This is a genomic window from Streptomyces sp. HPF1205 (assembly GCF_020400825.1).
Taxonomy (GTDB): Bacteria; Actinomycetota; Actinomycetes; order Streptomycetales; family Streptomycetaceae; genus Actinacidiphila.
The window spans coordinates 116,096-130,498 of record NZ_JAINVH010000019.1 but is presented as its reverse complement, the minus strand read 5'-3'; the positions used below and the strand labels follow the sequence as shown (position 1 = coordinate 130,498).

Here is a 14,403-nt window from a genome sequence, read left to right as displayed (position 1 = left end):
CTCGCACGCACGCCACGCGCCGCACAGCACTCGTGGCGAGACAAGGAGCACAGACATGAGACACACCGCCCGGTCCTGGGTTTCAGGCTCCCGGTTGCGCAAGGGCGTATTCGCCACGGCGACGGCTCTCGTCGTCGCGGCCGCGGGGACCGTGGCCCACGCGGCGGGAGGCCCGGCCGCGGCCCCGTCCGCCGCGGCGGCGCAACCCGGTAAGAGCGACAGGCCGCACATCATCCTGTCCACGGACATGCCGCCGGTGAACGGCATCCCGGGCGGTGAGCCGGGTCCCGCGAACATGAAGTCGGACCTGGACGACGTGCAGACCATGGTGCGCTTCCTCAGCTACGCCGACGACTTCCACGTCGACGGGCTGATCGCCTCCTCGGGCACCTTCGCCAACTACGCCAACAAGCAGAACATCCTGGACGTCATCAACGGCTACGCCCAGGTCTACCCCAACCTCAAACTCCACGACGCCAACTACCCCACCCCCGACGCGCTGCGTGCCGTCACCAAGCAGGGGCTGGACGGCACGTGGGGCCAGTCCGCGACCAACATCCTGGGCGCCGGCAAGGACACCGAGGCCTCGGACCACATCATCAGCGTCGTCGACAAGGCCACCACACCGGTGTGGTTCGTCAGTGGCGGCGGACCCCGCGAACTCGGCCAGGCGCTGTGGAAGGTCCAGAACACCCGCAGCGCCGCCGACCTCGCCACCTTCGTGTCCAAGCTCCGCGTCTACCTCATCGACGACCAGGACGGCTCCGCCGCTTGGATGCGCGACACCTTCCCCGGCCTGTTCGTCATCACCAACAAGTGCTACTGGGGGATGGCGAACACCTCGACCTTCGACGGCACCTGGCTGAAGACCTACGTCACCACCGGCCACGGCGCCCTGGGAGCCGACTACCCCCTGTCCCATTGGAACTACGGCAACCCCGGCGTCTACGAGGGCGACACCCCGGACTTCCTGTACCTCCTCAGCGGCACCCAGGGCCTGAGCGACCCCAGCGACCCCACCCTCGGCGGTTGGGGCGGACGCTTCCAGCAGGACGCCACCAACCGCTGGAGCTGCTCCTCCGAAGGCGCGTCGTCCATCTCCCGCTGGGAAACGGCCCGCAACTGGGACTTCGCCGCCCGCATGGACTGGGCCGTCAAGCCCTACAGCCAGGCCAACCACAACCCGGTGGCCCGCTTGAACGGCCACGGAGGCGACGAGATCGTCCACATCCGGGCGGCCGCCGGCTCCACCGTACGGCTGCACGCCAACGGCTCCAGCGACCCGGACGGCAACACCCTGTCCTACAAGTGGTACCAGTACCCGACCATGGCCGACCTGGCCATCAACCACAGCACGAGCGAGCAGGCCGAATTCACCGTGCCCGACGTTCCGGGCCGGCAGATCGACATCGTGCTGGAAGTCACCGACAACGGCAGCCCCAACCTCACCAGCTACCGCCGCATCGTCGTCGACGTCCGCTGACAGGAATCCGGCCCGCCCTGTGCGGCGGGCCTTCGGGAAAGTGAGCACACATGCGCACCACACGTAACAACCCCCGGCGGACGAACCGCTGCCGGGCGGCGATCGCGGGCCTGTCGGTCCTGGTCGCCGCCACGGTGAGCGTCGGAACGCAGGCCACCGCGAGCGCCGCGCCCCAGGGCGCCACCGCCGGACCGGCTCAGCAGGGCTCCTCCGTACCCGCCGGGCTGCTGCCGAGGACCGGCCCCAAGGCACGGACCGTGGTCACCACCGACATGGAGCAGGACGACCTGGCCTCGCTCATCCGGTACATGCTGTACACGAACGACCTCGACACCGAAGGCATCGTCTACACCGCCTCGATGTGGCACTGGGCCGGCGACGGATCCGGCAACGGCATGCGCTGGACCGGCACCCGCACCATCCAGGACATCGTCCTCAAGGCGTACGCCCAGGTCTACCCCAACCTGGTCAGGCACGACCCGTCCTACCCGACGCCGGCGAGCCTGCTGTCCAAGGTGAAGGTCGGGAACATCGCCTTCGAGGACGACATGGCCCACGACACCGACGGGTCGAACCTCATCAAGAACCTCCTCCTCGACCACGACCCGCGCCCGGTCTACCTGCAGGTGTGGGGCGGCCCGAACACGATCGCGCGGGCGCTGAAGTCCATCCAGGACCAGTACGAGGGCACTCCTCAGTGGTCGAGGATCCACGCGATGGTGTCGAAGAAGGCCGTCATCCTGGCGAGCGGCCTGCAGGACCACACCTACGCCGACTACATCGCTCCCAACTGGCCCGACCTGCGCACCGAGGACCTCTCGGCCGGGTACGCCACCTGGGGGTACAACTGCAACTGGTCGGACACGGGCAACACCCGCGGCCTCCCCGGCGACGAGAAGTACTTCCAGGGCGGGTGGATCAAGCAGAACATCCAGATCGGCCCCCTGGGCTCGCTGTACCGGTCGTGGCTCGACGGCCAGGTGATGCCCGGAGACCCGGCCGACATCTTCGGTGACCCGGTGCTCGCCAAGACCGGGTGGTGCCCGCCGCTGGGTCCGTACGACTTCCTCTCCGAGGGCGACGACGTGGCCTACATGCCGCTGCTGGACACCGGCATCCAGGCGCCGCAGGACCCGAACCTCGGCAGTTGGGGCGGGCGCGCGGTCAGGGTCTCGACGACCTCCAACCTGTGGAGCATGGTGCCCACCGAGAAGGACGCGAACGGCGTCAGCCAGTCCAACTACACCACCAACCGCTGGGAGGCCGCGGCACAGAACGACTTCGCCGCCCGCATGCAGTGGACACTGACCCCCGGCTACGGCCAGGGCAACCACGCACCGTCCGTCGGCGTCCTGCCGGGCGGCGACGTGCACGCCGTTCCCGGGCAGACGCTCAAGCTCCACGGCCTGGCCGCGGACCCCGACGGCGACAGCGTGGCCCTGCACTGGTGGCAGTACGCGGAGGAGGGCACCTACCCCGGCAAGGTCGCCGTCAGCGGCTCCGACTCGGCGACCGCGACCGTCACGGTGCCGGCGGACGCGCGGCCGGGCCAGACGATCTCGCTGATCCTGCAGGGAACGGACAACGGGGACTTCCCGCTCACCCGGTACGCGCGGGTCATGGTCCACGTCGTCGGAAGCACCCACGGCGGGTAGTCGCCCGTACTGCGTACCCGCGGGCACAAGTGACCACGGGAACGCCCTGACTGCCGACCGCCGACCGCCGACCGCCGACCGCTGACCGCGCCGTCGACCTCGATCGACGGCGCGGCGGCGGACAGGGCGCCCGCCCGCGCGGTACGCCACACCTCGCTCCTCCCGCGGTGTCCACCGCCGCCGCGGCTCAGCCCCGATCGGGCAGGGACCCTATCCAGCGCGCGACCTGGTCGTGCAGGGCCGCGGGGTCGAGGGAGCGGCCGTCGGCGTTGTCGGCCCGGATCTCCGTCACGGGTATGCCCGCCTCGCGCAGCGCGTGGGTGGTGAACCAACTGCTGCGGCTGTCGGCACTGATGAGGTGCACCACGCCGTCGACCCGGTGCGCACGGGCTTCCTTCACGTACCACTCCACCGACCACGGCGGTGTGTACATCTGGTCGCGGAAGGCGCAGAACCTGGCGGCCAGGGTACGCAGCGGGTCGTCGCCGTAGCGGGCGTAGGCGTCGGCCGCCAGGGCTAGGTACATCGACCAGACGAACACCGCTCCGTGCGACTGCTCGAAGGAACGGTAGAAGTCCATGTCGAACCACAGGCCGCGCCCGATCCACATCAGCCGGCGCCGCTCGTCCCGCACGACCGCCCGCCCCTCGGCCACCAGGGAAGCGACCTCGTCGTACAGGGACTGCGCCGCCGCGGTCGCCCACGGTGTGCCGCGGTGCCACTGCGGAATCATCACGGCGGGAATGATGTCGTTGACCGGAACGGGGCACCGCGGGGCGGAGGCCAGCAGGTCCCGGGTCCTGCGGTTCCACTCGGCCTGCTCGTTGGACAGTGCCATGATCCGGGTGAGGCGCTGCGGGCTGAAGCGGGCCCCCGTGAGCTGTTCGAGTCGCGGGACGAGTTCCCGCAGTTCCCGGTGCAGCAGATCGATGCGCGGGGAGCCGATGGCCGTCTCCCAGTCGTGGCGCATCAGCTCCCACCAGTTCACCGGCACGGTCTCCGCCGCGGCGCTCTCCAGCGGGAGGAAGGGCACGCCCAGTTCGCTCTCCCACAACTGGAACATGCGGCGCATGCTGTCGCCCGTGCAGTCGGCGATGACGACGGACGGCAGCGGCAGCCCGCCCCAGGGCGCGTCGTCGCCACGCGGGGAGAGCGCCTCGGCCAGGGGCAGGGCGCTGTACTGCTCGACGTCGTCGGGCAGCCCGCGCTCGCGCAGGGCCTCCAGGTAGCGGCCCGACATCCGCTTGGCGGAGATGATGGACGACCACCACTGGTTGACGACGTACGGCACGTCCATGGCGCGCAGCAGCTCCTGCGGGACGTCGGCGTTGACGAGGGCCAACGGGTGCCCCCGCTCCGTTCGACCGCGCAGGGTCGCGAACCATTCGCGCTGGTGGCGCAGCGCGGCCGCGGCCGCTGCGAGGCGCGGGCCCGTGGGCGTGGCGGTGGGGTTGCTCATCGCGTCCTCTGCGCTTCCTGCGTGCGGAGTCGGGCGTCGAGACCGGGCAGGTCGACGCCGGGGTAGGGCTGGTCGCGCAGGAGCGCGGCGGGCACTCCGGCGGCCGCTGCCCGGGCGGGATGGCTCCAGCGGTGCGCGTCGTCGTACTGGCGGCAGTACGTGAGGACGTACCGCGCGCCGCTGCTGTCGACTCCGTCGCGGGCCGCGGCGGCGATCCGGGGCAGGGGGAGGGCCGACGCCGGCAGCACCGCACGGGTGTAGTGGTCCGTGAGGGCGGACAGGGTCGGTTCGCCGATCAGGGGCTGCTCCCCGCCGTCGCCCCAGTCGTGGTCGTCGCCCACCACCAGCCAGCCGTCGCCTTCGAGCACGTCGTAGACGTCGGCGGTGTCATGGCCGCTGCCGCAGACGAACAGCGGACGGCCCGCGGGCCGGGTGGTGGCACCGGTCAGCGCGGCGGTGAGGACAGTGGCGTACTCACGGGCCGGCATGGATGTTCCGGCGGCGTACCAGCGCAGTGCCTCGCCTCCCGTCAGGGCGCCGGCGCGGCGCCGGCGCAGCCGCGTGCGCGCGGTCCGGGCGGCGTTGTGGTCGGCGACGGCCTCCGCCAGTTCGGCCTCGCTGACGGCACGTCCGCGCCAGGCGCCCAACTGGGCGGCGAACCGGCGGATCCGGCCCAGGTTGTACTGCCGGGTCGCCTCCCCGGGCAGGTGCAGCAGATCGACGAAGTGGACCGGGGGGAGCGTCTGCGCCCCGATCCGGCGCAACTCCCTGAGGGTGTAGAAGAGCTGGAGCGAGGAATCGCAGTCGTGGGTGATGACGACCAGGTCGGGCACGGGGTCGTGGCCTTGGGGCGTGAGGATCGCCGCGAGGACGTTCACCACCTGCGGGTCGACGGCGCCGTCCAGATAGGTGCGGGCGAGGGCGGTGTCGCGTCCCGCGTGTCCGGCCAGCCGTACGGGCAGGGCCCCGGCGGCCGTGATCAGTTCGACCGGGGTGTCGAAGCCGACGTAGCCGACCACGGGCCGGCCCTGCGCCGCCCGCCGGCGGGCGTGCAGCCACCGGTCGTCGTGGGCGGCACGCAGGGCGGCGGCCGCCTGGCGCGCCTCGGCCGCCTGTTGTGCCTCGGGGGACGCCATGTCAGACCACCCCCGCCTGCCGCAGTTCGGCGATCTCCTGCTGCGACAGTCCGCCGATGGCGGCGAGCAACTCCGCCGTGTGCTCCCCGAGATGAGGAGCGGGCCGGTCCAGGCCGACGTCGGCGTGGGAGAACCGGATCGGCACGCCCGGCCCCATCAGACCGGTGGAACCGTGCTGGGGGTGGCCGAGTTCCACGACTTCCTCACGGCGCAGCACGTCGGGGTTGCGCAGCGCGTCCGTCGGCTGCAGGACCTCGGCCGCGGGCACCCCCTGCGCGCCGAGAGCCGCGACGGCCTCGGCGCGCGGCCGGCCCCGCGACCAGGCCGCGACCATCGCGTGGAGTTCACCGGCGTGACGCACCCGCTGGTCACGGGTGGCGAACCGCTCGTCGTCGATCAGCTCCGGACGGCCCATCGCCCGGAAGACGCCGCGGGCGAAGGTGTCGGTCGGTCCGCACAGCGCGATCAGTCCGTCCTCGGCCGGGAAGATGCCGAACGGGGCCAGACGCGGCACCGCGTTGCCGGTCCGCAGCGGCATCCCGACCTGCTCCAGGGCGTCGAAGGGCTCGGTGGACAGCAGCGAGGTCAGCGCGCCGAGCATGGAGACGTCGACACGCTGGCCCACGCCGTCGTGATCACGCTGGACCTTGGCCGCCAGAGTGCCGATGACCGCGTAGAGCGGGGCCAGCAGGTCACCCACCGGAAGGCCGAAGCGGACCGGATCGGTACCCGGCTCCCCGGCCGTGTACATCACCCCGCTCAGCGCCTGGACGATGGCGTCCATCGCCTTGGCCGGCCCGCCGCCGGCGCCGAAGCCGCTGATCGAGGTGTAGATGACGGAGGGGTTGACGGCGCGGACGTCGTCGTAGCCGATGCCCAGCCGGTCCGCGGTGCCCGCCGCGTAGTTCTCCACGACGACGTCGGCGTTGCGGGCCAGCCGCAGGAAGGTCTCGCGTCCCCGCGGGTCCTTGAGGTTGAGGGTGATGCTCTTCTTGTTGCGTCCTCGGCCCATCATCGACACCGACATGTCGGTGTCGCCGGTGCGGGCGGCGTTGAGCCCGTCCGCCCCCCAGTAGGGCGAGTTGTAGCGTGCGCTGTCACCGCCGGTCGCGGGGTTCTCGATCTTCACGACGGTGGCGCCGAGGCCGCCGAGCAGAAGCGTGGCGTAGGGCCCGGACAACGCGGTGGTCAGGTCGAGCACCACGGTGCCCGCCAGCGGGCGGCTCGGCGTACGGTCGGTGTGGGGCATGCCGGTCACCGCTGTTCTCCCTGTGTGATGGTCACGATGTCGTCGCCGCTCCAGTCGAAGCGGGTGTCCAGCCCGGCCCTGCGGCTGATGTCGCGGACGTAGGCGACGACTTCCTCGCCGCCCGAGGTCCGGGTCACCGGTACCGGCCGGCCCCGGTCGTCGATGCGGCACGGCAGCAGCCGGGCGCGCACCTCCCCGCCGTCGACCTCCACCGAGGCGACGACCGTGTTCCTGGACTCCGGGTGGAAGGGGTAGTACGGCATGTCCGGGTCCGGGGCGAAGCCGTACAGCTCGACCCGGCGCCGGGCCCACGCCCGGCGCTCCGGGCTGTCGTTGTCATCGGTGGCGTTGAGGGCGCGGGTGACGGTCACGAAGTTGCCCAAGCCGTGGTAGATGGGCCGGCCGCGGTGGATCTCGATACCGCGCATGATGTGCGCGTGGTGGGCGAAGACCGCGTGCGCCCCCGCGTCGATCGCGGCCTGCGCCAGGGGCCGCTCGTACATGGCGAGCACGGCCGGGGTGTGACCGATTCCCTTGTGCAGCCCGACCACGACGACATCCGCCCGTTCCAGGGCGGCCGCGATGTCCTGCCGCATGGCGTCGAGGCTGCCGGGCTCGGCGAAGGTGTAGATGTTCGGCGGGCCGCCGGGGCTCGCGTGGTCCAGTTCGTAGTGGGTCAGGACGTGGACGTAGGCGCAGCCGGGCTTGGCCGACGTCGCCCAGCTCTCGCGCGGACCGACGCAGTTGTAGCTGAGCACCGCCACCGTGTGGTTCCCGGCGCGGACCACGGCCGGCTGCCGGGCCTCGGCGAGCGACGCACCGGCACCGGCGGTGGCCAGGCCGTGTTCACGGGCGTGCCGCAGCGTGTCGAGCACACCGTCGGGACCCGCGTCGGCGATGTGGTTGCCGGCCAGTGTCACCACGGAGAAGCCCGCCCGGGCCACGGCGCCCAGAGCCGCGGGATCGGCGGGTGGCGCGGGGACGTCCGTACTCGTCTGGAGGGTGGTGGTCGAGTGCGGCACCTCCACGTGTCCGATGACGACGTCCCCGCCGTGCAGGGTGCGGCGGCTGGGCTCGAAGAACGAGTCCGGGTCGGGCTCGTCGAGGACGAGGTCGCCGACGGCCAGGAGTGTCGTCATCGCCACTGACCTCCGTTGGTCTCGTAGTCGGCCAGTTCGTCGAGGAAGACCCGCACCTCGCGGGCCAGCCGCCGCGGGCGTTCCTCCGCCATGAAGTGGCCCTCGTCCTCGAACAGCACGGTCTTGCTGTGCGGTACGGCGGTCGCGGCGCGCAACGCCGAGCGCGGCGAGATGACGCCGTCGCGCAGCCCCGCCAGGGACAGCACGGGCACCTCGATGGTGCTCAGGATCTCCGCGAGTTCCTCGTTCGAGGTCGCCTGAGGGAAGGGCATGCCCTGGTTCACCAGCGCCTCCTCCTCCGTGTACGCCAGGTGGTGGCTGACCAGCCGGCGCAGGGTCTGCTCCCGCGTACGCAGCCGTTCCTCGCCCTCGGTGCGGCCACCGATGATGCCGAGCTGTTCCCTGACGACCGCCGGATCGCGGCGCCCCTCGACGATCCGCCTGCGGCCGGCCGAGGACGAGGTGTCCCCGGACCGGTCGTGCGGTGTGCCGACGACACTGATGAGGGCCCGCAGCCGCTCGGGCCGGCGGTGGGCGAGGTGCCAGCCGATACCGGCGCCGTGCGAGACGCCGGTGTAGACGAAGGTGTCGATGCCGAGGTGGTCGGCGACCGACAGCACGTCGTCGCCCCACTGGTCGAGCCAGCCGGCGGCCGGCGGCCGGGTCAGGTGGGTGGAGCGGCCGAAGCCGCGCGCCTGCACCGTGACGACCGTGCAACGGTACGGGTCCTCGGCGAGGATCGCCGGGTACGGCCCGAAGCCGGAGGCGCTGGAGATGACGACGTCACCGCCGGTGCCGTGCTGTTCGAACCAGACATCGGCACCGTCGAGGGCCAAGGTGGTCACGAGCGGGGTCCTTTCTCCGAGGACGCCGGAGCACCGGCGCCCTTGTCGTGCGGTACGGGCGGTGACGGCGCGGGACCGGCGGGCAGGTGGGGGAGGGAGCGGTCGCGGGCCCTGCTCAGCAGCAGCCGCGCGTCGCGTTCGAGGAGCAGTCCCCGGCCGGTCAGCCGCGCGCACGCGGCCTCGTACCGGTCCAGGTAGTCCTGCCGGGTCGGGTAGAGGGCGCGCAGTTGCGCGGCGGGCAGCGGCGTCATGTGGCCGATCAGCCAGGCGACCATCTCCGGGGTGCCCATGGGGGCCCACGGTGAGGGCGCGCAGTATCCGGGCACCGGCGTGCTGTGCGGGTGGTAGGCCGCGACCGGTGCCTCGACCCATGGGGTGCGGACACCGCCAAGGACGTTGCCGTGCCCGTCGCGGGCCAGTTCCGGCACGCCCGCGGGTCCCTCCGGGCCGGTGAAGAGGAAGCGCTCCACGCGCGGGGGCGGGGCGCCGGTGGACGCCCAGCGGTGCAGCAGGGCGTACGCGGCACGTGCCACGGCGTCCAGACGGGCGTCGCTGAGCCGCTCGACGATGCGCCGGACGGGCACGTCGTGGCCGCGGCGGCGGAACTGGGTGCGGTTGGTCAGCACCGGCCACAGGTTCGGGTTGTCGTGGGAGGTGCCGGCGACCTGGTAGAGGCGGTAGCGGTCGCCGGGGGCGTCGCTGTCCTCGCGCAGCGCCGGGCCGTGGGTCTCGCTCTCCAGTTCGCTGAGCACTTCGAGGACGGGTACGTCGGCGGGGCCGATGGTGCGCCGCGGATCGTCGGCCGGCAGCACCTCGGAGCCGTCGGACAGCGGCGGATAGCCCGCGGCGCCGGCGGCCCCGGAGGAGATGCCGATGAGATATCCGTCGACGGCCGGTGCCCCGCCGGCGAGTCGGTGCCGCTCGTGGAAGCCGTCCCGCAGGAACACCCGGCAGAAGCTGCCCGTGTTCGACCAGCCCGACAGATACACGTGGCGCACCCGGTCGGCGAGGTCCGCCAGGGCGCTGCGTCCGGGGGTGCGCAGGGCGGCGAGGATCCCGCCGACGACGTCCCAGCGCAGACCCGCGGCGGGGATCGACAGCTCCCCGTAGCGGTCGGTGTCGAACGCCTCCCGCATGACGCCCGCCATCCGGTGGTCCTGGGTGATGCCCACCCAGGCGGCGCCGGTGTCGGTGATCCAGGGGTGTGCCGTCTGCCAGGTGAGCGCGGTGTCGTAGTCGGGGTGCAGCGGTTCGGCGAGGACGACGCCGTTGAAGCGCTCGGCGGGCGGCGTGCGGACCAGGACGCGGGTGACGTAGGGCTGTTCACCGGTCTGCTCCAGCACGCCGTCGCGGTGGCGGTATTCGCCCGCCGTGCCGGCGGCGAGGAACTCGCGCTCCCGGTAGCCGAGGGGCCCGAGGTCGACACCGACGCCGTCCGCGGGCAGACGGCTGGTGCCCAGCGGTGGCGAGGCGGGGGCGACGTCCAGTTCACGCAGGTGGTGCAGGGTCATGGCGCGGTGCTCCCGGTGGCCTCGTGGGGGTGCGTGAGGTCCTCGGACCAGGGCGGCAGGTCCTCCGCGCGGTGGCAGGCCACCTGGCCGCCCAGGGGCGCGGCGCGCAGCAGGGGCCGCTCGCTGCGGCACCGGTCGACGGCGAAAGCGCAGCGGTGCGCGAAGGGGCAGGACTCGCCCAGCGGGGCCTGCCTGGCCGGCGGCAGGGCCAGGGCCTCGCGCCGCTCGCGGCGGGCCCGCTGCCGGTCGAGGTCCTGCAAGGGCGCCGACACGACCAGTTGCCGCGTGTAGGGGTGCTGCGGCTGCCGGTGGACCCGCTCGGCGGGCCCGGTCTCCATGACCCGGCCGCGGAAGAGGACGACGAGATCCTCGGCGATGTGGTTGACGACGGACAGGTCGTGCGTGATGAACAGCAGGGACAGGCCGAGGTCCTGCTGGAGCTCCAGCAGCAGGTTGAGGATCTGCGCCTGGATCGACAGGTCGAGCGCGCTGACGGCTTCGTCGCAGATCACGAGCCGGGGTTCCAGGATGAGCGCGCGGGCGATGGAGACGCGCTGCCGCTGTCCGCCGGAGAACTGGGCGGGGTAGCGGTCGGCCGCCTCGGCGGGCAGACCGACCTTGGTCAGCATGGCGCGTACGAGTTCCTCGCGGGCGGCTGCCGGCAGGGAGCGGCCGGTGCGGGCGGACTGCGCGCGCAGCGGCTCCTGGAGGGTGTAGCCGATGGTCTTGGTCGGGTCCAGGGAGCTGTACGGGTCCTGGAAGACGACCTGGATCTCCTGCGGCCGTGCGCCGCGGCCCAGGTCGTTCAGCCGCTTCCCGCCGTAGGTGACCTGGCCGGCGCTGACGGGGGCCATGCCGAGAACGGCCTTGGCGAGAGTGGACTTGCCCGATCCGGACTCGCCGACGAGGCCGACCGCGCGGCCGGCGGGGACGCCCAGACTCACTCCGTCCACCGCCCGGCGGTGCCGGCGCCTGCCGATCGGGTAGTCCACGACGAGGTCGGTGACGACGAGTTCGGCCGGCTCGTCGGCCCTCGCGGCGCCCTTCACGGCCGCACCTGGAGTCGCTCGGTGGGGATGCATCGGCTGGCACGTTCCTCGTTCAGTCGGATCAGCGGGACGTCCTTGTGCGCGCAGTCCTGCGTGGACAGCGCGCACCGGTCCGCGAAGCGGCAGCCGCCGGACCGGCTGCCGGGCGGCGGCACGGCTCCGGCGATGGCGGCGATGGGGGTGCGCCGCGGGGCGTTCTCGGGGCTGGTGGCCATCAGCGCGGCGGTGTACGGGTGGGCGGCGGCGCCGAAGACCTGTTCGACGGGGGCCGTTTCCACGACCTGGCCCGCGTACATGACCGCCACGTGGGTGCAGATGTCCGCGACGACGCCCCAGTCGTGGGTGACGAGCAGGATGGCCATGCCGGTCTCGCGCTGGAGGCGGCGCAGCAGGGCCAGGATGTCCGCCTGCACGGTGACGTCGAGGGCGGTGGTGGGTTCGTCGGCGATGAGCAGGTCGGGAGAGCCCGCCAGCGCGGCCGCGATGGCGACACGCTGGGCCATGCCGCCGGAGATCTGGAACGGGTAGCGCTTCGCCATCTCCTCGGGGTCGGGGAGTTCGACCATCCGCAGCAGGTCGAGCACCCGGCGCCGCGCCGCCTCGCGCGACAGTGGGGAGTGGGACCGCACGATCTCCGAAAGCTGCGCCCCGATCCGGAAGGAGGGGTCGAGGGCGAGCATGGGCTCCTGCGAGATGAGCGCGATCCGGGTGCCGCGCAGGGCGGCCAGTTCCTTGCGGCTCGCCCGGGTCAGGTCCCGTCCGTCGAAGATCACCGAGCCGCCGGTGACCGTGCCGTTGGCCTCCAGCAGACCGAGGATGGCCCGGGCGGTGACGGACTTGCCGCTGCCGGACTCGCCGACGAGCCCGAGGGTCTGCCCCGCGGCCAGGTCGAAGCCGACGCCGGTGAGTACCTCCGTCTCGCCCCGCGGGGTGAGGAAGGAGACGCCGAGGTCCCGGACGGACAGCAGCGCGGTCCCCTCGGGCACGGGAGCCGGGGGCGCCCCGGCGCGCCGCTTCGCGGGTGCGGCCCGCAGGCCGCCGGAAGAGGTGTGGCTCTGCGCGGTGACGTCCCGCACGGTGTCGCCCAGGATGCCGAGGGCGAGCACGGTCAGGGCGATCAGACCCCCCGCGGGGACGAGCAGCCAGGGCGCGGTGGTCATGGTCGTCGACGCCTCGTTGACCATGCCGCCCCAGGTCGCGGCGGGCGGCGGCGGGCCGAGCCCGAGGAAGGTCAGACCGGTCTGGACGACGATGGCGACCGCCGCGAAGAGCGAGGTCTGCACGATGACGACGCCACGGCAGCGGGGGAGGATGTGCCGGAAGACGATCTGTGCGCGGCTCAGCCCGAGCAACTCCGCAGCGGAGACGTAGAGTTCCTGCCGGACCGCCATCGCGGCGCCGCGCACGATGCGCATGGTGCCCGAGGCGCCGAGTACCCCGAAGGTGATCATCGCGGCTGTGATGGAACGGTTGAAGATGGAGAGGATGGCCAGCAGGATCACGATGATCGGCACCGACATCACGATGTCGGCGACCCGCATGACGAGCCGGTCGAACCAGCCCCCCAGGTAACCGGTGGCGACACCGAGCGGCACGGCGACCACCAAGTGCGCGGCCACTCCCTCCAGGACGCCGACGATGGACGACCGGCCGCCGTACAGCAGCCGGCTCAGCACGTCCCGGCCGAGGCTGTCGGTGCCCAGCCAGTGCGCTCCGGAGGGCTGTTGGAGGATGTGCCGCAGGTCCTGGTGGAGCGGGTCGGCCGGCGCGAGGACCGGGGCGAGCAGACAGCACACGCACAGCAGCAGCAGGAAGCCCCCGGTGATCCGGCCGCGTCCGGTGGCCAGCACCGAGCGGACGACGCCGCGCTTCGCGGCGGCAGGGGCGATCGGCGTCGTCATGAGACACGGACCTTCGGGTTGAGCAGACCGTAGGCGAGGTCGATCACGAGATTGATGACGATCACCGCGAGGGTGAAGAAGACACCCACGCCGAGGATCACCGGTACGTCGTGGTCGAGCGTGGCCTGGGTGGCGAGCGAACCGAGACCGGGGAGGACGAAGACGTTCTCGATGAACACCGTTCCGCTGAGCATGCCGATCGAGACCAGTCCGAGCGAGGTCACCACGGGGATCGCGGCGTTGCGCAGCACGTGCCGGTAGCGCACGGACCGCTCATGGACGCCGTTGGCCCGCAGGAACTTCACGTAGTCGGTCTCCAGCACCTCCATCACGCAGTCGCGGGTCTGCTTGGCGACCGAGGTGATGCCCTGCAGGCTCAGCGCCAGCACCGGCAGGGCGATCGACTTCAGCCATCCCGCGGGGGACGACGCGAAGTCCTGGTAGCCGGTGGCCGGCAGCAGGTCGAGCTTCACCGCGAAGAAGGTGACCAGCAGCAGCGCGATCCAGAAGCTCGGCAGGGCGAAGCCGAGCAGGGACACCACGTCGATGAACCGCCCCAGCGCGCCGCCGCGCACCGCGCTGGCGAAGCCCAGTGCGATACCCGCGACGGCGCTCAGCAGCATGCTCGGCACCAGCAGCGACAGGGTGACACCGAGCCGGCCGTTCAGGCTGGACCGCACGTCCACACCGCTGATGATCGACGTCCCCAGGTTGCCGTGGACGGCGCCGAGCAGCCAGTGGCCGTAACGCACGAGCCACGGGTCGTTCAGTCCGAGTTGGCCGCGCAAGGCGGCCAGGCTCTGGTCCGTCGCGTTCTCCCCGAGGATGGTGCGGGCCGCGTCGCCCGGCACGATCGCCTCCAGGGCGAAGACGATCAGGGACACGATCAGCAGGAGGGGGATGGACATCAGGAGGCGATGACCGATCAGCCGCAGCACGCTGCACCTCCGGTTCCTGTGTGCCGTGGGGCGGCGCG

General features: G+C 72.1%; 11 protein-coding genes. 2 read left to right on the top strand and 9 right to left on the bottom strand.

Features of this window, described 5'->3' with window-relative positions:
- Positions 1 to 55: 55 nt before the first annotated feature.
- The gene (locus K7G61_RS22160; RefSeq protein ID WP_225848666.1) at positions 56 to 1,483 is read left to right on the top strand and encodes a DUF1593 domain-containing protein; all 1,428 of its coding nucleotides are present in this window, start codon (positions 56 to 58) and stop codon (positions 1,481 to 1,483) included.
- Positions 1,484 to 1,533: 50 nt separating this feature from the next.
- Positions 1,534 to 3,138, top strand: coding sequence for a DUF1593 domain-containing protein (locus K7G61_RS22155; protein ID WP_225848665.1), 1,605 nt, complete (start codon positions 1,534 to 1,536; stop codon positions 3,136 to 3,138).
- 187 nt (positions 3,139 to 3,325) lie between these two features.
- On the opposite strand, the gene K7G61_RS22150 is transcribed toward K7G61_RS22155, so the two are convergent.
- From K7G61_RS22150 to K7G61_RS22110, 9 genes are read right to left on the bottom strand one after another with little or no spacing between them, the layout of a single operon-like run.
- Positions 3,326 to 4,597: a 2-hydroxyacyl-CoA dehydratase family protein gene (locus tag K7G61_RS22150; RefSeq protein WP_225848664.1), complete on the bottom strand. Its 1,272-nt coding sequence runs from the start codon at positions 4,595 to 4,597 to the stop codon at positions 3,326 to 3,328.
- Entirely contained in the window at positions 4,594 to 5,733 is a 1,140-nt protein-coding gene (locus tag K7G61_RS22145) for a 2-hydroxyacyl-CoA dehydratase family protein (RefSeq protein ID WP_225848663.1), read from the bottom strand. The genes K7G61_RS22150 and K7G61_RS22145 overlap by 4 nt, the downstream gene beginning before the upstream one ends.
- A 1-nt stretch (position 5,734) precedes the next feature.
- Positions 5,735 to 6,982 (bottom strand): CaiB/BaiF CoA-transferase family protein, encoded by a 1,248-nt coding sequence (locus tag K7G61_RS22140; protein WP_225848687.1) that lies wholly within the window; start codon positions 6,980 to 6,982, stop codon positions 5,735 to 5,737.
- 5 nt (positions 6,983 to 6,987) lie between these two features.
- A complete protein-coding gene (locus K7G61_RS22135) occupies positions 6,988 to 8,121 on the bottom strand; it encodes a CapA family protein (protein ID WP_225848662.1) in 1,134 nt (377 codons plus the stop codon).
- A complete protein-coding gene (locus K7G61_RS22130) occupies positions 8,118 to 8,966 on the bottom strand; it encodes an alpha/beta fold hydrolase (RefSeq protein WP_225848661.1) in 849 nt (282 codons plus the stop codon). Before K7G61_RS22130 ends, K7G61_RS22135 begins: the two co-directional genes overlap by 4 nt.
- Positions 8,963 to 10,477, bottom strand: a complete 1,515-nt coding sequence (locus K7G61_RS22125) for an alpha/beta hydrolase domain-containing protein (RefSeq protein ID WP_225848660.1) — start codon at positions 10,475 to 10,477, stop codon at positions 8,963 to 8,965. Before K7G61_RS22125 ends, K7G61_RS22130 begins: the two co-directional genes overlap by 4 nt.
- Entirely contained in the window at positions 10,474 to 11,526 is a 1,053-nt protein-coding gene (locus K7G61_RS22120; protein ID WP_225848659.1) for an oligopeptide/dipeptide ABC transporter ATP-binding protein, read from the bottom strand. The genes K7G61_RS22125 and K7G61_RS22120 overlap by 4 nt, the downstream gene beginning before the upstream one ends.
- A complete protein-coding gene (locus K7G61_RS22115; protein ID WP_225848658.1) occupies positions 11,523 to 13,427 on the bottom strand; it encodes a dipeptide/oligopeptide/nickel ABC transporter permease/ATP-binding protein in 1,905 nt (634 codons plus the stop codon). The genes K7G61_RS22120 and K7G61_RS22115 overlap by 4 nt, the downstream gene beginning before the upstream one ends.
- Complete coding sequence (locus K7G61_RS22110; RefSeq protein WP_225848657.1) at positions 13,424 to 14,365, bottom strand: ABC transporter permease; 942 nt, start codon at positions 14,363 to 14,365, stop codon at positions 13,424 to 13,426. Before K7G61_RS22110 ends, K7G61_RS22115 begins: the two co-directional genes overlap by 4 nt.
- Positions 14,366 to 14,403 lie beyond the last annotated feature (38 nt).